General features: G+C 39.5%; 17 protein-coding genes. 5 read left to right on the top strand and 12 right to left on the bottom strand.

Going from position 1 to position 17,981, the window contains the following annotated elements; all coding sequences use genetic code 11:
- Nucleotides 1-4 precede the first annotated feature (4 nt).
- The 4 genes from L0Z67_RS07295 to L0Z67_RS07280 form a co-directional block, all read right to left on the bottom strand.
- Nucleotides 5-2,257 carry a TonB-dependent receptor gene (locus tag L0Z67_RS07295; RefSeq protein ID WP_405128634.1) on the bottom strand — a complete coding sequence of 751 codons (2,253 nt, stop codon included), beginning with the start codon at nt 2,255-2,257 and terminating at the stop codon, nt 5-7.
- A 124-nt stretch (nt 2,258-2,381) separates the two neighbouring features.
- Nucleotides 2,382-4,631, bottom strand: a complete 2,250-nt coding sequence (locus tag L0Z67_RS07290; RefSeq protein WP_405128633.1) for an NAD(P)-binding protein — start codon at nt 4,629-4,631, stop codon at nt 2,382-2,384.
- Between the two features lie 170 nt (nt 4,632-4,801).
- A complete protein-coding gene (locus L0Z67_RS07285; protein ID WP_405128632.1) occupies nt 4,802-5,581 on the bottom strand; it encodes an acetoacetate decarboxylase in 780 nt (259 codons plus the stop codon).
- A 47-nt stretch (nt 5,582-5,628) separates the two neighbouring features.
- Nucleotides 5,629-6,204, bottom strand: coding sequence for a hypothetical protein (locus L0Z67_RS07280; protein ID WP_062568873.1), 576 nt, complete (start codon nt 6,202-6,204; stop codon nt 5,629-5,631).
- A 273-nt stretch (nt 6,205-6,477) separates the two neighbouring features.
- Between L0Z67_RS07280 and L0Z67_RS07275 the strand changes: the two genes are divergently transcribed.
- Both L0Z67_RS07275 and L0Z67_RS07270 read left to right on the top strand, forming a co-directional pair.
- Complete coding sequence (locus L0Z67_RS07275) at nt 6,478-6,912, top strand: hypothetical protein (protein WP_062568872.1); 435 nt, start codon at nt 6,478-6,480, stop codon at nt 6,910-6,912.
- 683 nt (nt 6,913-7,595) lie between these two features.
- Nucleotides 7,596-8,459 carry a TIGR02285 family protein gene (locus L0Z67_RS07270; protein WP_062568871.1) on the top strand — a complete coding sequence of 288 codons (864 nt, stop codon included), beginning with the start codon at nt 7,596-7,598 and terminating at the stop codon, nt 8,457-8,459.
- Nucleotides 8,460-8,479: 20 nt separating this feature from the next.
- On the opposite strand, the gene L0Z67_RS07265 is transcribed toward L0Z67_RS07270, so the two are convergent.
- From L0Z67_RS07265 to L0Z67_RS07250, 4 genes are all read right to left on the bottom strand, one after another.
- On the bottom strand, nt 8,480-9,058 hold the full coding sequence (locus tag L0Z67_RS07265; RefSeq protein ID WP_405128631.1) for a YceI family protein: 579 nt from the start codon (nt 9,056-9,058) through the stop codon (nt 8,480-8,482).
- A 1-nt stretch (nt 9,059) separates the two neighbouring features.
- Nucleotides 9,060-9,611, bottom strand: coding sequence for a cytochrome b (locus tag L0Z67_RS07260; RefSeq protein ID WP_062568869.1), 552 nt, complete (start codon nt 9,609-9,611; stop codon nt 9,060-9,062).
- A gap of 137 nt (nt 9,612-9,748) precedes the next feature.
- Nucleotides 9,749-10,114 carry a nitrate/nitrite transporter NrtS gene (gene nrtS / locus L0Z67_RS07255; protein ID WP_209438183.1) on the bottom strand — a complete coding sequence of 122 codons (366 nt, stop codon included), beginning with the start codon at nt 10,112-10,114 and terminating at the stop codon, nt 9,749-9,751.
- Nucleotides 10,115-10,210: 96 nt separating this feature from the next.
- Nucleotides 10,211-11,119, bottom strand: a complete 909-nt coding sequence (locus tag L0Z67_RS07250) for an AraC family transcriptional regulator (protein ID WP_405128630.1) — start codon at nt 11,117-11,119, stop codon at nt 10,211-10,213.
- Between the two features lie 168 nt (nt 11,120-11,287).
- Between L0Z67_RS07250 and L0Z67_RS07245 the strand changes: the two genes are divergently transcribed.
- Nucleotides 11,288-12,031: a cysteine hydrolase gene (locus L0Z67_RS07245; protein ID WP_193988687.1), complete on the top strand. Its 744-nt coding sequence runs from the start codon at nt 11,288-11,290 to the stop codon at nt 12,029-12,031.
- A gap of 217 nt (nt 12,032-12,248) precedes the next feature.
- On the opposite strand, the gene L0Z67_RS07240 is transcribed toward L0Z67_RS07245, so the two are convergent.
- From L0Z67_RS07240 to L0Z67_RS07225, 4 genes are all read right to left on the bottom strand, one after another.
- Complete coding sequence (locus tag L0Z67_RS07240; protein ID WP_193988686.1) at nt 12,249-12,836, bottom strand: hypothetical protein; 588 nt, start codon at nt 12,834-12,836, stop codon at nt 12,249-12,251.
- A 207-nt stretch (nt 12,837-13,043) separates the two neighbouring features.
- Nucleotides 13,044-13,880 (bottom strand): segregation and condensation protein A, encoded by an 837-nt coding sequence (locus L0Z67_RS07235; protein WP_405128629.1) that lies wholly within the window; start codon nt 13,878-13,880, stop codon nt 13,044-13,046.
- A gap of 8 nt (nt 13,881-13,888) precedes the next feature.
- Complete coding sequence (locus L0Z67_RS07230) at nt 13,889-14,509, bottom strand: L-threonylcarbamoyladenylate synthase (RefSeq protein WP_193988685.1); 621 nt, start codon at nt 14,507-14,509, stop codon at nt 13,889-13,891.
- A 9-nt stretch (nt 14,510-14,518) separates the two neighbouring features.
- Nucleotides 14,519-15,358 carry a PHP domain-containing protein gene (locus tag L0Z67_RS07225; protein WP_405128628.1) on the bottom strand — a complete coding sequence of 280 codons (840 nt, stop codon included), beginning with the start codon at nt 15,356-15,358 and terminating at the stop codon, nt 14,519-14,521.
- A 445-nt stretch (nt 15,359-15,803) separates the two neighbouring features.
- On the opposite strand from L0Z67_RS07225, the gene L0Z67_RS07220 reads away from it, so the two are divergent.
- Both L0Z67_RS07220 and L0Z67_RS07215 read left to right on the top strand, forming a co-directional pair.
- Nucleotides 15,804-17,372, top strand: coding sequence for an anthranilate synthase component 1 (locus L0Z67_RS07220; protein ID WP_062568863.1), 1,569 nt, complete (start codon nt 15,804-15,806; stop codon nt 17,370-17,372).
- On the top strand, nt 17,372-17,977 hold the full coding sequence (locus L0Z67_RS07215; protein ID WP_062568862.1) for an aminodeoxychorismate/anthranilate synthase component II: 606 nt from the start codon (nt 17,372-17,374) through the stop codon (nt 17,975-17,977). The genes L0Z67_RS07220 and L0Z67_RS07215 overlap by 1 nt, the downstream gene beginning before the upstream one ends.
- Nucleotides 17,978-17,981 lie beyond the last annotated feature (4 nt).

The raw sequence follows: 17,981 nt of genomic DNA, 5'->3' as shown, positions 1-17,981 counted from the left end.
TCGATTAAAAATGATAGGCAACATCGAAACCATAACGACGCCCCTCACCTTTGAAATCTTCTAACATGCCCAAGAACGAGCTTAAATCGAACTTCAGTTGGCTATGCTCAGTATCAAATAGGTTTTTCCCCCACAAGATAAATGACCAATTATCGACATCATATTTCACGTTGGCATTTACGATACTAAAACCTTCTTGGTGCGCATAAGAATTCATATTCTGATCAAAGTAAAAATCAGACTGATAATCGTAACTTAGAGAAGCCGTAAGTGGGTTGTTGGCTATATAAGTATCATATTGCAGGCTTGCGGCAACATTCCATTTAGATGTAAAAGGCAAGCGGTTATCAGTAATACTGTTTCCGAGTGGATCAACATACTCTTCAAATTCAGCATGCGGAATATAGCCTACCGTTAAAACCAAGGCTAAATCATTGTATGGCTGGTAATAAACTTCGCTTTCAAGACCATAAATAATTGAGTTACCGACATTTTCAAGCAATTGTACGGGTGGCATTTGCGGTGTTTCTGACGGCTGATTCATAAATACTTGCTGATCATTGTAATCATAATAAAAACCAGCCCAGTTCATTCTCAAGTTCTGCTTCGGCCACCATGATTTTAAACCCACTTCATGCGCATTCAGTCGCTCTTTGCCATAATTAGCTAAAATAGCTTGTTCTTCTGACGATAAAAACCCGCCATTATAGCCACCACTTTTACTCCCATTGGCAAACCGATAATACATATTAGTTGCATCGCTGAGCGCATAGTTAATGGTAAGTTGCCCTGTTACACCGTTATCAGATTGAGAGTCTACAACCTCATAAAAAGGCACATTAACTCCCTCTAGATTGGTAGGGTCTATCACAGTATTTAAGGTTGCTATGGAGTGATAATCGAGTGATTCGTAATCGTACCTCAGTCCTGCACTTATTATCCAGCGTGTAGCAAACGGTACTTCTATCTGGCTAAAAAGCGCAAGGTTTTGCATACTAATTTCGTTGTCGTAGATAAACGTTGCCGTTAAGTTGCTAGGTAAAATGCCGCGCAGATCGCGTAAAATATCGTTAAGGTTGTCCTGTTTTATGTTTTCATCAGCAAAATAGACACCACTGGTGAGCGTGTAGTTTTCAAATTCATTTAGTAGCCTAAACTCTTGGCTAAATAGCTGAGTATCTAAACCTAACACCCCTTCGCATAAACGAGCTGGGGAGCCATCACAGTTAAATGCATGGCTGCGTTCTAAATCGTTAAAACTTGACAGTGAAGTAAACGTACTTTGCTCACTAAGATGCCAATTCACTTCCCCAATAAAGCCATAACCATCCGAGCTGTGTGGTGAATCGTTATTTACACTCACAGTAAAGAAGTCGTCACTGCCATCATTAAAACCAAAACTATCAAAACAACGCGTTGAGCCTGCTTCGCTAGGGGAGCATAATTCACCAGTGAGTGGGTTAGCTACAATGCCAATATTACCAACAGGTTGTACAATTCCATCCCAATCTTCGATGTGTGCTTGTAAGTACACATCAACCTTGTCCCATTGCGTTAAAAATGACACACGGGCATTTTTTTGCTCCATTCCCGCTTCGGGTGAATCACTGAAAATGTTTTCTGTGGAATAGTCATAATCTTGATAATTAACAGCAAAGCGTAGCGCACTTGTATCACTGACTTGCTGATTCCAAATACCATCAATACTGGTCGCATTATTATTGGCTATGCCAAGCGTTAGTGCGCCATAGCTATCAAACTCTGGGCGATTAGTACGGATCAGAATTGCTCCACCGGTGGAGTTACGTCCAAATAGTGTGCCTTGTGGACCTCGCAGTATATCGAGCTGGTCTATGTCATATAAATTAATGATTTGGTTATTGGCAGAGCCAACTGCAACGCCATCTAAATACATACCCACAGGTGAGGTGTTGGCCGTATTATAATCAAGCAAACCGACCCCACGTATACTTACAGCCGGTGGCGTCCCCTCAGCAGCGTTTTGAGTTATTTTTACATTGGGCGCAAATAAGGCGATTTCACTCGAATCTTTAAAATGTTGATTCTTTAATTTTTGGCCACTCACTTGGCTGACAGCAACGCCCACATCTTCAATTGCTTGAGGACGCTTTTGCGCATAAACACTGATAACTTCCATGTCTTTTACAGTCTCAGACCCATGAGCAACTTCGCTAGTTACTCCATTACCAAGCAATAATACGAGTAATGTTGGGCCAATAAGATAGTGACGCTTCATATTGGTCAGACCTTAAAAGAGGGAAACTTGTTAAATTCTTGTAATTAACGTAAGTATAGACCATATAAAAGACTAAAGTCGCATAATTCACACATAATTTGTGAAATATCAAACTATTTAGCCCTCATTTAATGCTCTTATCTGTTTTTTCAAATGCATACTCACCACTAATAATTTCTGGATAACCGCATAACGACCTTGAGGTTTGCATTCCGGCCATCACAGCCGCTTCAACACAGCCCGCATTAACACCTGTTTTAATCCAGTCTCCTGTAATTCTTAAATTATTAAACATGGTACCATCCGTGGCTAAGCGGTATTGGCTAGACCCTGTCACCGACAAAACATAACGCTCACTCGGGTCAATATTTGCCCGCCAGTACTGTTGCTCGAATACAGGTAAAATGCTGCTTGGGTCATTAAAAAAAACTTGCCAATCAAACTGATTATTACTGTCGTAAGCGTTTGGCCATAAGGCTGACATATCAAGGTTAAATAAATTTTTCATATTCGCTTTAACAGCTTCTTTCATTTTAATTGGAAACTGATGATTTGTTGCTACTGGGTAGCTATTGCAGCTCAGTGCACTACAAAAGTAAGCGATATTTACAGGGGCATTATGTTTTGGCCAGTCTTCTTTATCGATTAAATTAGCCATCGCTGCCCATGTATCAAATGGCTCAACAAAACCACTAAGAATTGGCTTCTCTTTACTCAGTACGCTGTAATCAAACCCTAACTGCTGATCAGTTTTATTTAGCCATACCTGACAAGCTTGCGTAGCAACACTTTTTACCTGCTGCGATTGCTTTGCTAAATTGCTATCTAACTCAATTAACTCACTGGCAAGGTGCTCAAGTGACGCAACTGATACGCCTAAAATAAGTATATCGAAATCGACCCCATGAGTTAATTTAATACTAGGGAGAGGCTTCTTAAACTGCTCTTCATACACCTCAGGCCAAGAAGTCCAGAAAGACTCTAGGTTTATTTGGTATTCCTGAAGTAAATGAGCCTGGCTTGGCTCAATCTGTGAAAAAATAGGTTCACTTGGCCAGCACGGTAAACCTTTAACGTCGACTAAAGGTTCATACTCTCCTACTGCCAGCTTAACTTGTTGGCATAGCTCAACCTTTGAAACGACCGCCTTACCCTGTGTGTCCTGACCGGCTTCAAGGTTGGTGAGTTGATGGAAAAATTTAAATTTCACACCCCGTTTTTTCAAAAGCTCGTAAACTGGTGCAAATATCACATCTCCCATACCTGCTTGCATTTTCCACATTACCCCGCCTTTATAACAAAGACCTATACGCAACATGGCAAGTGCAGCCACACCCGCTTCAACATCGGGTTTATTAAAATCACCATCTGGATAAGCAAAAACCAAATCGTAAAAGCCTCTGATTGGCGCAGAGTTCACACTATAGGCTTTATTCGCGCCATTTTTCTCAAGCCATTGTCGAAAGTCGTAACAATTAATAACGGCGAAACCATCTCGATAAACTTTGTCTTTTATAAGCCCTGTTAGCATTGCAATCGCTAAATCTGCACTAATAAAAAGTCGACGTAGTTCTGGGCTGTCATCCAATAAGTCAATCACTTGGGCTTTAAACCAACGTTTCAGTTTTCGTACGATATACCAGATAACTAAACGATCGGCTTGTGTGTCGGTGTGCGTTGTTTGTTGCGAAGAAAATTGCAGTAAATGCGTCAATAGTGAACGAGGACTTGAGATAATCTCACCAGCATCTGACTCAATATCATTAATAAATTGCTTAGTACTACTTAGGGTATGATCAATATCAGTTTTAATTTTCTGATACATGTATTTAAGTAATGATTGATCCCGCGATTTTTTTGTCACCAATCTTGTTTCAGCGTGATGTTGTTCGCATATTTCTTCGATGTCTTCAGTCCACTTTTTTAACCAAGCCAAAGTCATGGTTACAAAATCCCACACAGTGATGTCTAAACTTCCATCTGCTGGGTTGCCTGCAACTGTCGGAAAATCAATTGGCCACGTTTGCCACTCGTTATCAATGTACTCCTGCAGGGCAATAAAGCTATGGGGTTTAAATGCTTCTTGCCATGTAGCAAGTGGACGTGTAGCTGGCCTGTTTAATGAGTTATACACTCCTTGCAAAGTACGAAAACTATTTACATATGCACCAAACCAAACATGCAATCCATGCTCTTCAATACGCTCTGCAAAATGGCTATTGCGCCCACTCGCGCCCTTGCCACCTAATCGCCAACCTTGTTGATAAACTGTAATTTCACGCTTTTGTTGCCAATCAGCCTGTTCAGTTAAGTAAACTGCAGCTGTCATTGCAGCTACTCCCCCACCCACTATGGTAATTTTTTCTTTTTGCATACTCTTCCCTTACGCAGATAAAATTTCAGTTGCGCCAAGTTGATCAAAGTCCATGCTGACATAAAACGGTAGGTGTACAGCTTGCTTACCAAGAGCAATACCAAACATATCGTTTAGCGGAAAGCTCGCTAAAAAATTAACATTAAGGCTGTAATCATTTTTTAAAAGCGTTAGCTGATGAATTTTTTTATCACTGAGGGTGAGTGGATAACAGCTTTATAAACAGAATTTTCACCCTCACCATCAGGAAATTGTTTATATAAAATTTGGTCCATTTGAGGATGAATGAAACCATCAAGTAATTGCTTTAACAAGGATAAATCAATCCCTGTATAGTCATCACTTAAAACCGAGGCGACACGCTCTGCAAATTGCCCCACATTATCTAACAAACTCTCGGGCTTTTGCTTTATCACTCGCGTGATAGTGAGCAACTCATGCTGAGCTAACATGGAGTCAGGCGAAAACTTATCAAAACACTGCAAGGACACTGAGAATCGCCCGCTATCATCAATGTTACTGGGCATTTCATAGTCACACAGATATTTATTGTATCCCCATGTTTCACGACCATTGATCAGCGCATAAACATTATTCACACTAATAAATGCAGGGTACCAATACAGATAGCTAATATCGCCATGTAACATTTTAGCGACAGGCAACCAAATGATAATATCCGTTTCCTGCATCCAGCCATGTTCAGAAAAAGGTGCTGCAAGTGACGATATTTTTTCAATATCGGTGAATGTGAGTAAGCAGGTTTCCCCTAAAACATTAAACGTTGTCGAGTCATTGGCAAGTTTATTAAGCGTAACATCGACATAATGCTGCATTTTTTGCTCAGAAGCGGAAACAAAAAAGCCATACATGTTCGCATTGAGCATCCTGCATGGAGGTTTAGCTACAGGGTTAGATAAAAAGTGGCTGTATGTTTGATTTGTAGACATAGTAATTACTTTAATTATTATTTAGTAATGACTATAGACCAGATTTTCTAATTAGGTATTGATTGCGCTGAGCTTGTCTCATTTGCAAGTAAGTGCGAGGTAAAATACTTATAAGCATTTAAATCAAAATTTTCAGATAAAGCATTCATAAAGCCATGCGCATATTCACTTATACTGCACTCTACCCGTTCCTTTTCGTTTAAAGCTGCCACCACAGGCTTGATATCAAAATGCGCTTCGCTGTGAGGAAAAATAAATCGACAAGGTATATTCGCATTCAACGAAAGGTGGTGTCTCACTTGCGAAGGATAAAAAGCAATGAGCTGCTTTATAAAAGGGTTATGTAGTTCTGCTTGTGCTCGCCACGCTGCTGATGCTCCTGCGCTAAAAGCAATAATCGTTGTAGGACGTTTTATCGTTGTTAATGTAAAGTGGACACGCTCGAAATAGGTGTCATGCCCACACTCATTCAAAAAGTGCTGATATTGGGCTGATTCATTTGTTGGCAATTGTATTTGCCCCATATATGGGTCGCACATTCTAACTCGATTTTTAAGCTGCAGGGCAAGCTGTGTTAGGTGAGCAGTTTTACCAAAAATGTCTGTTACCAAGAGGTAATTCATGAATCTACTTCTTTCTTAAAACTATTATTTTTATTGTCCCGATTAGAATACGCCTGTTTCAAAAAAACATCCAGCTATATTAAACCTGGGCAAGCTATCCCCTTCAAATTGATATGGATTAACTTGAAAGACTGTAGAGACCTTTGCTGACTACTGCATAAAACTAATTAATAAATAAAGATAATCCTGTTGCTTTTGACATATTGAACAATTACTCTAACTGCCGATTTGTACCCAATAAACATCATTTAAACACTTACAAGGAAGTTAAATATGAAATACTTACTTTTACTCTCTACATTAGCATTGGCTGCATGTAGCTCATCACCCTCACGAATAGATACGAGTAATACCATGGACGTGATAGCCTTGAGTGAAGAGAGTGCGCCTGACAGTATTAAAGGCACATTTAAATTTCACATTAAAGCCGCCGGAAAACACAGCGGTGACGTCTTTTTAAACACTGAAAAAGATTACCGTGATAGAAGGTCAATTACAGTTGCCTTAAACTATAAAATTGTACCTGAACTCACTAAAAAATATGGTGAATCTCCGGAGACATTTTTTATTGATAAAGAGATAGAAGTCACGGGAGAAGCAAAACGCGTGACAATAGACTTCATCTCACAAGGACGAGCTACAAATAAATACTATTACCAAACTCATGTAGACGTATCCTCAGTTGAGCAAATTAAAGTACTTAATTAACAGCAAACATTTAAAAGACAAGTAAATACGTCTATTTGCTTGTCTTTGTATAGCTTGAGTAAACGAGCACTTCCCTTAAAAATAACGCAGTTATAGCACTACATTAAAAGCCACTATTTAAAGTAGATTTTTTAAAAATAAAGCTTGCATAAAAAACATTTGTGAAGTAGTCTAGTTGTCTGGTTTTTAGAAACCTCGCGGTTAACCCCTTACCTTGATCCAGTAATTCCCGCATATTCGTATAAATACTTGCGACGTCGTGTTACCAAATGACAATTTGATGAATTTCAAAATTATCACCAAACTGTCACAAACTTAGTCAACACTGTACGCAAGACAACAAATGTCAGACTGTATTTTTTAACTGCCTTTAAAGCTCTACAGAATCTGACAAACAGAAAGAGTGAGTTTTATTATGTCATATAAATACAATGGGTCCCTGATCCAAATTGCACATCCTGTGCAGTCAATATCGGTTAACAAACAGCGTGTAATTTTTAGTGACACGCAAGGCTTGAAAAACGCCATTTTCCAAAAGGCCAGTGATGCCCGCCAATTTGTGAAATGGCTAAAAGCCAACTAAACCGAAAAACGCCAGCTCTGCTGGCGTTTTAGTTTTTACTTCTCTGCATTGAGCTAAAACCCTGCTACACTTATATTTTTAACTATTAATAGGTAGTAAGATGCGCCGTGCCTGTGTTCTTTTACTATTCTTTTTTTGTGCAGCTTCATTCGCCGAAAAACAAACAAAAACCATTCAATGGGTAGTCGTTGATTTCGCACCCTATTACATCATGAATGACCGTTATGAAGGTACTGGACGGGACGAAAGTGTCATGAAAATGATAGAAAAAGCGTTACCCGATTATCGATTCACACATACCCTTTATCCGTCGAGTCGTGTGATACACGAACTTTCGAATCCACAAAACAATTACTGTATGTTGTCGTTGTATCAAAATGAGCATCGTAAACAGCACATTGCTTTTAGCTCTCATACCTCAACAATTGGATTATCCCCATCAATAGCCATACGAAAAGAGCTAATTAAAGCGCTCGATTTAGACCCCAGTAAAGCAATTTCTTTAAAAGCTCTGCTAAATGATAACCACCTTGCACTTGGGGTATCTATGAGCCGCTCGTTTGGTAAAAGTATTGATGACGTGATAAACACCAATCATGATGCCAATATAATATTTCGCCCAGGCAGTGATACTTTAGCGAGCCTTACTTACATGCTAAGTAAAAAACGCATTGATATTCTATTGGGTTATCCAAGCGAGCACTATTATCTAGCTCATTCAATGGGCTTCGAAGACAAACTAACACAACTCACTCTTACGGAGGCACCCAAGTTAAGTGAGGGGTTTATTGGTTGCACCAATAATGAACAAGGCCGGCACATTATTAGCCAATTAGATGTTGCATTAGAAAAAATCGCACATACACAAGAATATCACGATATTTTAGTGCGCTGGTTACCTGATAATTTAAAACCAATTTTAGAGAAAAGGCTCAAGGATAGAAATGAAAGTGCCGCTCATTAAGCGGCACTTTTAAAACAATGTTACTTACGAACACCTTCAATAAATAAACCAATATCCACATGTGTAGATGCAGGTCCAAGGTTGTAATCAATGCCGTAGTCAGCAAGTTTTAGGCTTGTTTCACCTTCAAAACCAACACGGTAACCCCCCCATGGATCTTTACCTTCACCTATTTTATCAATTTCAAAGGTAATCGTTTTAGTGACGCCATTTAAAGTGAATTCACCCGTTACATCAGCTTCATCACCCTCTTCGTCAAATTTAATTGAAGTACTTTTAAACGTCGCTGTTGGGTGCTTATCTACATTTAAAAAGTCTTTACCACGTAGGTGCTTATCACGTTCAGCGTGGTTAGAATCAATACTCTTTGTTTCAATCGTTACATTGATTTTAGAGGCATCAGGCTTTTTATTATCGTAGCTAAAATCACCTGAAAAAGTGTTAAAACGGCCATGCAGCCAGCTATAGCCTAAGTGTTTAATTTTAAAAGTAACGAATGCATGGGCACCGTCTGTATCAATCACATAGTCTGCTGCATTCGCATTTGCAGTAGAAAATAACGCCGCACTTAATACCGTGCTTAAAAGTAACTTTTTCATATTAATCATCCTTTAGTGGTTTGATCATTCTAGTTAAGGTTTTATCTTTGTCGATAAAATGATGTTTTAGTGCCCCTAATGCATGTAAAACAACAACACCTATTAGCCCGTATGTGGCATAAAAGTGAATTTCACCTGCAATATCTTCTTGATTAGCGATTGAACCTGGCAATGCGGGTACAGCAAATAAATTAAATACGTCAATGGCACGTCCATCTGCTGTCGAGATTAAATAACCGGTTATAACAATGACGATAAGTAATAAATAAATTATTTTATGTACTGAGTGAGCAATAAAGTTCATGGTTTTAGTATTAGATATCGGCTCAGGTTGTGTACCGAGTAACCGCCAACCAAAACGAAAAAGTAAAACAGCTGCCAAGGTAATCCCTACACTTTTATGTAAATCAAGGGAGCCTTTATACCAAGCATCATAATAAGTTAGCTCAACCATATAGACACCCAAGCCAAACAGGCCAAACACCCCAAGAGCCATTAACCAATGAAGTGCAATTGCTACCCATCCGTAGCTGGTTTTAGTGTTGCTTAACATACTCTTTTCCGAAAATCGCTATTCCTACTGATAGAATAGCCTAGCTTATTTGCAATTAAAATAGCGTTAAACAAACATCATCTGTGCATTTACGCACATATTTACACAGCGATATAACTTCCCTTGAATAGAAAGTGTTAATGGTTTTTGTACCAAAGCGTTTTGTCTCTGCATTTACTACATTCACCAACTAAGTGATTTTTGAGTACATGCAACGACACTTTATTACATTTGCCACAGCTTAACTGCGCTTCAACCCATGCTCTTGTTCCTGGGTCAAACCTTAAACGTGCTATTGTTGCAGAATACACAGACACGAAAAATGGTACACAAAAGGTCAGTCCTAGTTTGAGCCAATGAACATCGGCTAATTTCATACTTAGAATGAGATCGCCTTGATTAATTATGTTTAAGAAAATCCCCACAATAAGGGCAGTCTTAAAACCGGTAACTAAGGTTCTTTTGTTAAATGCGACCTTTAAAAATAGAATTGATTTGATCACGATATGCTCTTGTGAGTTTAAAGACTCATTAAATGACCTTTAAAACACAAAAACTATTCCTAATGATTTATTATAAAAGACTGACCGCTTTTATCATCACAACTTAGAACGATAATTAGAGGGCGTTTTTCCAAAAAACTGTTTAAAGGCACTTTTAAAGGAGCTTTCAGATTGATAGCCCACCATCTCTGAAATCGATGTTAAAGAATACTGTGTTTGACTAATTAACTGCTTTGCTTTGAACATCCGTCTCGCCAGCAAGTACTTCATTGGTGTAACGCCTACCGACTCTTTAAAGCGCGCTGTAAATTTTGAACGAGACATATTACATACCTCAGCTAAAGAAGCTAATGTCCAATTTAGTTCTGGGCTTTCATGAAGTAAACACAAAACTTTATTTAGACTGCCACTGTTGAGCGCTGCGATAAAATTCTCTTGTTCTTTATTATGTTCTATATAACAACGAATAATTTGAATAAACAAAACATCTGTCAATCGGTCAATAAGCACCTCTTTTCCGAGGTTATTATTAGCACTTTCACTTGTTAACATTTTAATTGCGGCGTTCAACCAACTATAGCTATGCCGATATTCCTGCGTGATGTGAATCAACTCTGGCAATGAGTCAACAAATGCATGATTAGAGTCACGATCAAACTCAAAATAACCGCAAACAATATTAAATTGACCATCACTCCCTAAGAATGGATTTTCACCCTTGTGAATTTTTTCAACGACCTGCACCGCTGGTAGGCAATCAGAATTAGGATTATCTAATAACTGATGTTCAGTACCATGAGGTAAAATAACAGCATCCCCTGCCAGCAACTTTATCTGCTCATCACGGCCTTTAATATTTAACCAGCAACTCCCTTTATCAATTATATGAAAAGCAGCTTTTTTACTTGAGGCTACGCTCAATCCCCAAGGTGATTGAAAGCACTCTTTAAAATAAACACTTCCGCGTAAATGAATATCTCTTAAAACTACACTTAGTGCATCCATCAACATTTGCCTGTCATTACACTCGATATTCAAATAGTAAGCTTTTGAATACGCAAGTGAAACAACTTAAAGCGCTATAGCACTAATTGTGGACGCTAAGACATTAAGAATTTCTCGTTTAGTAGTGATAATAAATGCGCTAAAACAAGTAAACAAAAAGGTGTAATTATGAAATTTAGTATTAAACAGTTAAGCGTCGCTATCACAATGAGCGTATTGAGTATCTCAACAGCTTATGCTGATGGATTACCAAACCCTGGTATGGAGTATTCTCGGGGTAATACGGCTGTTGTTATTACAGATCCACAAGTGGATTTTTTAAGCCCTAAAGGTGTTACTTGGGGTGTGGTGGGTGAAAGTGTCACGAAAAATAACACTGTTGAAAACCTCGAATCTTTAATGAAGACCGCTAAAAAGAAAGATATTCCTCTGTTTATCTCTCCTCACTACTACTACCCACATGATCATAAATGGCAACATCAAGGTTCATTAGAAGTGCTTATGCACAATATCAACATGTTTGATCGTAAAGATGCATTATCACTTGATGGATTTAAAAATTCAGGGGCTGATTGGCTACCAAAATATAAAAAATACATAAATGATGGTGAAACGATAGTTACCAGCCCTCATAAAATGTACGGCCCTGACTCTAACGATCTTGTCTTACAGCTCAGAAAAAGAGGGATCGGTAAAGTAATACTTGCAGGTATGTCATCTAATTTATGTACAGAATCTCACTTAAGAGAACTTATGGAGCAAGGCTTTGAAGTACAAGTTGTTTCAGATGCAACCGCAGGTGCAATTCTGCCAGGCATGAATGCTTATGAAGCTTCTTTAATTAACTTTCGGATGATTGCAAATTCAGTTCGAAATACCAAAGAAACAGTAAAGCTAATGACAAAAATCTAATCAAACTTTACTTGTAGCGAAAATTAAAAAGGCGATACTTTTAAAAATCGCCTTTTTTAAAATCATTCATCATTTTTTATATTAATTAATCTCTTTGCGGCAGCATAATCTGGGCGAAAAAGAGTTTAATTTATAGTCTAGAACTTAAGCCGATAAAACCAATCACTATGAATTACTCTTTAATACTCGGATAATTCACTTTCAGCTATAAGACAGATCACTCTTGCACGTTTACAATCCGCTCTATACCTGTACTATATTTTACGAAATCACCTTCACCAAAATTTTCTGCAATCTTCACGTCAATACTCTTGCTATGCATCGTAGAAAGAAATCTAACCAAATATATTCCTGGCTTGCTTACCTTATAAGCATAAGAGATATCATATTTTTCACGAGGTCCTATATCAATAAAAGGCAAAGCAATTTTATTTTTACCTTGATATCTCGAATGCCCTAAATACACAGGTTCGTTGTAGGTAACGTGTCCATCTTTAAAGTCCATTTTTGCAACTAAAATAGAATTATTATCAAGCAAAACTCGAACATCCTCATTGCCAATGTTTTCCAGAGTGATGCCTATTGCTAAAACAACTCCTCCCTCTGTCATAAATTGTTGTACATTAATATTAGTTAGTGCACTAGACGCTAGGTTAGTTTTTTGTCGGAGCTCAACAACCTGAAGTTCAGCAATACTTTCTTCTCGTTTAATCCACGTACCATAAACAGCCCAAGCAGCAACACAGATAGCTGCTAGCATAAGAAATATCTCTTTTACTACTGTAACTTTTTCAATGGCTTTCATTTAAATCTCTTAGCTTCATTGTAGTGTATCTCGTACGTACCAAATTCTAAATTAACATCATTTAAGGACTCACATGAACTATAGATTTCAAACACAAGAACTAGCTAAAAAAGCTTAGTAAAAGACTAAAGATAGATTCAGAATTGCTTCCTATGGGGCTAACCTTGAACTCTATTTCAAGCCACTTGTTTGACTTAAAGCTTACAGCTATTCGCTTTCTTCCACCAAACCAACATAAATCTGGCTACTGGCATCTACCTGAAAGCAGCTGATCAGGTTTTCTTTCACCAGCTCTAACATGGCGATAAAGCTTACCACAACACCGCTTCGCCCCTCTTCAATGGTAAAAAGAGTGTGAAAAGGTAATTGTGATTGAGCTTCTGAAAGTTTATCTAATATAAGACTCATGCGTTCACGGGTTGACAAGGCCTCTGCGGTAATATGGTGATGCTCAAATGTTTTCGCCCGTGCCATAACGTCACTTAACACAACTAACAAGTCCTTCATATCAACATCAGGTAGCAAGGCATTCTGCTCAGCAAATTCTGGCACCAGCGCTTCGGCAACAAAGATATCGCGGCCTTCGCGAGGGATTTCATCAAGATTTTCGGCGGCTTTTTTAAATTGCTCGTATTCTTGTAAACGTCTTACAAGCTCAGCTCGTGGGTCTTCTTCCTCTTCAAGCTCTTCATGTTTTGGTAGTAATAATCGTGATTTTATTTGTGCTAATAGCGCCGCCATTACGAGGTATTCACCTGCTAGTTCAAGCTGAAACTCGCTCATCATTTCAACATAACTAACGTATTGCTCAGTAATACTAAAAATAGAGAGCTCTAGCACATCCAATTTATGTTTTTTGATTAAATACAGAAGTAAATCAAGTGGCCCTTCAAAGGTCTCTAAAATGATTTCAAGCGCGTCGGGTGGAATGTATAAGTCTTCAGGCTTATCGACCACCGCTTTGCCATGCAAAAAAGCCAGTGGCAGCTTTTGCTGTACTGGCTCTTGTAAATTATCTGTCGCATCAAGCGGTTGGCTAGTCAATGAAGTCTCTACTCAAATGGTTTAGTATCACCACAACCGACACGTAGAATTTCGATATCATCATCCGACAAGTCAATTACGGTGGTTGCTTGCTCAGGAAGATACCCACCATGAATAATTAAATCAACTTGCTTTTCAATACGCTCGCGAATTTCATCAGGATCAGCTTCGGTATATTGCTCCCCTGGTAAAATTAAAGAACACGACATTAACGGTTCACCTAATTCAGCCAGTAAAGCACAGGTAATTGGATGTTCGATAACACGAATACCAATGGTTTTTTTCTTTTCGTTTAATAAGCGCTTTGGTACTTCTTTAGTGCCTTTAAAGATGAACGTATATGGCCCTGGGGTGTTATTTTTAATTAATCGAAACAGCTGATTATCGACACGAGCATAAGTTGATAGCTCCGATAAGTCGCGGCAGACCAAAGTAAAGTTATGGTGTTTTTCAATGCCACGAATACGTTCGATGCGCTCTTTCGCTTGTTTATTACCAATGTTGCAGCCAAGTGCATAACCCGAATCGGTTGGGTATACAATAACACCGCCTTGCTTAATAATATCAACCGCTTGGCTGATTAAGCGTGGTTGCGGATTATCTGGATGAATATGAAAAAACTGACTCATTACACGCTCCTATTGCCCTTCCCATGCTTGCCAAACCCCTTGGCAATCTTTTGGTAAGTATAAGTTTTTACCTAACTCCAACCAGCTGGTCGGAAAATGAAAATCTGAACCTTGCGACGCGAGTAAGCCATATTCACGACTAAGCTCCCCTAAAAACTGGCGCTCACTGGGTGCTTGTTGTGGCTGTGCCACTTCCATGGCATCGCCACCTGCGCCTTTAAATTCAATTATTAACTTACGCAGCCACTTATTCGACATTTGATAACGCCCAGGGTGTGCAAGTACGGCAACCCCGCCGGCTTGGTGAATTGCAGCAATTGCCGTTTGCATATCGCACCAACTACTTGGTACATAGCCTGTTTTGCCTCGCCCTAAGTATTTTTTAAATACCCCCGGGAAGTTTTTAGCTACACCACGTTCAATTAGTGCACGGGCAAAATGCGCCCGTGTGATTTGTGCATTCTCGGCAAATGTTTTAGCTTGCTCATAAATGCCATCAAAACCATTTTTGGCAAGACGACGACCTATCTCTGTTGCTCGCTCTTCACGCTTGGCTTGTTGCGCGTGTAGTAGTGACAGCAGTGATTCATTGTCATCGTCAACATTTAAACCAACTATATGAATTTCAAAGCTTTCCCACTTTGTTGATACTTCTACACCAGCAATCAATGTAAGCGGTAAATTATCAACTGCAATGACTTGGCGCGCAGGTTTTATCGCACTTAACGTGTCGTGATCGGTAATTGCAAACACATCAATGTTTTTTTCAACCGCGCGGTGTAACAATTGCTCGACTGATAGCTGACCATCTGAGTATGTGGTGTGGCTATGTAAATCGTATTTTATCAAAGGGAAAGACTGCTTAACGTAAGTTCTTGAATCAATGATGTGAGTATAACAAAATTTTTATAGTAATTGTGGTAAATTAATACTTGACAGTATCGGCATAGGTACGCTTTACTGTATGCACTTTCAGACACATTAAATAAGCAACAAAAATGAACAAAACAATTCAAATCACAATTTGGTGGTGGCACTCGTAACTAGCGGGTGACGAATTGTCGTGTCTAACGATTTCTAAACCCGCTCATGTAGCGGGTTTTTTTATATCTAAATTTTAAGGTTTTATAATGAATTACATAGCAACTCTTACACATCACTGGTGGTGGCGCCTGGCTTAGCGGGACGGTAAGGGTCTATCTAATTTATAGGCATCTTTATACGAACCCCGCCAAGCATCGCTTCGCGGGGTTTTGTTTTTTAAAGAGTTTTTGGGAATGAGGGAGAATGAGGTTTGATTTTTAGTCATATAACAACGACACCGGGTGAAGTAACCAGTATCACTCAAGTGCGTGACTACATAAGTAGCCCACTTGCGTTATACAGTTTACTCGATAAGCCTAATTCACTGCTGTTAGAGTCTGCTGAAATTGATTCTAAAGACAGTGTAAAAAGTCTAATTTTGGTTGACTCAGCGCTACGACTTGTTTGCCAAGGCAAACAGGTCACACTCACAGCACAGTCAAATAACGGCAAACAATTACTGCCTTACTTACAAAGTCATGTGCAAAATTGCTCGGTAGAGCTTGTAGAAGACACATTAAGGTTAACCTACGATGAGATTGCCAGTGATACCGATGAAGCCAGTAAATTAGTGGCTGATAACGCTTTTAGTGCCCTACGCAGCTGCATTAATAGTATTAAAAGCACCACAGACAATCCGTTTTCTGTGTTTTTAGGCGGTGTATTTGCCTACGACATGGTTGCTAATTTCGAATCCCTTTCTGATGTGCCTGACGGTGAAAACAGCTGCCCAGATTACGTTTTCTACTTAGCTGAAACGCTCGTTGTCATTGACCACCAAGCGAAGACAACTGAGCTGATTGGCAATGTGTTTAATGGCCCAGATGTACATGCAAACTGCTTTGAAGTCGGCCAACAGCTAGAGCGTTTAAATGCTGTATGTGACAAAGCCAAAAGCTACCAGGGGCAAAAGCAAACAGGCTCAAACCCAATTTCTGTTGATGTTAACGACGAGCAATACTGCGAACATGTCATCAAATTAAAAAAGAACATCGTTGATGGCGATATTTTCCAAGTTGTTCCATCACGTACTTTCTCTCTTGCCTGCCCTGACTCACTTCATGCTTACAGCCAATTAAAACTTCAAAACCCGAGCCCATATATGTTTTACATGCGCGATGAAGAATTTGTGTTATTTGGTGCATCACCCGAATCAGCCCTCAAATATTGTGTACAGAGTAAACAAGTCGAGGTATACCCCATTGCCGGCACTCGCCCTCGTGGTAAGTTTGCTAATGGGCAAATTAACCCAGACTTAGACAGCCGTATTGAACTTGAACTTCGCAACGACCAAAAAGAGCGTGCTGAGCACCTGATGTTAGTTGATTTAGCGCGAAATGATGTTGCCCGTATTAGCGTACCAGGCACACGCCACGCTAAAGAGTTATTAAAAGTAGACCGCTACTCACAAGTGATGCATTTAGTTTCACGCGTTGTGGGTACTTTAAAACCTGAACTCGATGCGCTTCATGCTTACCAAGCTTGTATGAACATGGGCACCTTAGTGGGTGCGCCTAAAGTACGCGCTGCTGAATTAGTTCGTCAAACCGAACAAAAACGCCGCGGCAGTTATGGGGGTGCAGTGGGTTATTTAACCGGTGATGGTGCCATGGATAGCTGTATTGTTATTCGCTCTGCCTTTGTTAAAAACGGCACAGCCTACGTGCAAGCAGGTGCAGGTGTGGTGTTTGATTCAGATCCACAATCAGAAGCTAATGAAACCCGCGCTAAAGCACAAGCTGTGATCACTGCGATTCAATCGACTTACGAGGCACAATAATGACGATAACATCAGCCTATAAAATTTACTTTTTAGATAACTTTGATTCATTTAGTTATAACTTAGTCGATGAACTTTCTATGTTAGGGTGCCAGTTAGTGGTATACCGTAATAACATCAGTGCACAAAGCATCTTTGACAAAATGTGCCAAGAGACAGTACCTGTATTATTAGTGCTTTCACCTGGCCCTGGCGCACCATCTGATGCAGGTTGTTTAATGGAACTCATTGAACTGTGTAAAGGCCGCTTCCCGATGCTGGGTATCTGTTTAGGGCAGCAAGCACTAACACAAAGCTACGGTGGGGTTATTGGTCATGCAGGCGAAACTGTGCATGGCAAGTCATCAATTATTACGTTGAATGAGCACCCAGTATTCGCGGGTATGGGCGATAAAATGCCGGTTGCTCGTTACCATTCATTAATGGCAACCAAAGTCCCTGATGAGGTGGAAGTTATTGCCTCTTATGAGACTATTCCAATGGCAATTTACCATCAACAAGATAATGCCCTTGGCTATCAGTTTCATCCTGAGTCAATTTTAACGCCAAATGGCGCATTGCTATTACAGCAAAGCATTGAATTTTTAACCGCACGCGTGCAGTAGAGGA

The organism is Pseudoalteromonas sp. PB2-1, from assembly GCF_045040605.1.
Lineage (GTDB): Bacteria > Pseudomonadota > Gammaproteobacteria > Enterobacterales > Alteromonadaceae > Pseudoalteromonas > Pseudoalteromonas arabiensis.
The sequence above is the reverse complement of the archived record's forward strand: the minus strand, read 5'-3'. Positions and strand labels throughout refer to the sequence as shown.

What these genes read in the sequence shown, in the direction of transcription:
- L0Z67_RS07295 (WP_405128634.1), bottom strand. Translation starts at nt 2,257, where the DNA reads ATGAAGCGTCACTATCTTATTGGCCCAACATTACTCGTATTATTGCTT.
- L0Z67_RS07290 (WP_405128633.1), bottom strand. Translation starts at nt 4,631, where the DNA reads ATGCAAAAAGAAAAAATTACCATAGTGGGTGGGGGAGTAGCTGCAATG.
- L0Z67_RS07285 (WP_405128632.1), bottom strand. Translation starts at nt 5,581, where the DNA reads ATGTCTACAAATCAAACATACAGCCACTTTTTATCTAACCCTGTAGCT.
- L0Z67_RS07280 (WP_062568873.1), bottom strand. Translation starts at nt 6,204, where the DNA reads ATGAATTACCTCTTGGTAACAGACATTTTTGGTAAAACTGCTCACCTA.
- L0Z67_RS07275 (WP_062568872.1), top strand. Translation starts at nt 6,478, where the DNA reads ATGAAATACTTACTTTTACTCTCTACATTAGCATTGGCTGCATGTAGC.
- L0Z67_RS07270 (WP_062568871.1), top strand. Translation starts at nt 7,596, where the DNA reads ATGCGCCGTGCCTGTGTTCTTTTACTATTCTTTTTTTGTGCAGCTTCA.
- L0Z67_RS07265 (WP_405128631.1), bottom strand. Translation starts at nt 9,058, where the DNA reads ATGAAAAAGTTACTTTTAAGCACGGTATTAAGTGCGGCGTTATTTTCT.
- L0Z67_RS07260 (WP_062568869.1), bottom strand. Translation starts at nt 9,611, where the DNA reads ATGTTAAGCAACACTAAAACCAGCTACGGATGGGTAGCAATTGCACTT.
- L0Z67_RS07250 (WP_405128630.1), bottom strand. Translation starts at nt 11,119, where the DNA reads ATGGATGCACTAAGTGTAGTTTTAAGAGATATTCATTTACGCGGAAGT.
- L0Z67_RS07245 (WP_193988687.1), top strand. Translation starts at nt 11,288, where the DNA reads ATGAAATTTAGTATTAAACAGTTAAGCGTCGCTATCACAATGAGCGTA.
- L0Z67_RS07240 (WP_193988686.1), bottom strand. Translation starts at nt 12,836, where the DNA reads ATGAAAGCCATTGAAAAAGTTACAGTAGTAAAAGAGATATTTCTTATG.
- L0Z67_RS07230 (WP_193988685.1), bottom strand. Translation starts at nt 14,509, where the DNA reads ATGAGTCAGTTTTTTCATATTCATCCAGATAATCCGCAACCACGCTTA.
- L0Z67_RS07215 (WP_062568862.1), top strand. Translation starts at nt 17,372, where the DNA reads ATGACGATAACATCAGCCTATAAAATTTACTTTTTAGATAACTTTGAT.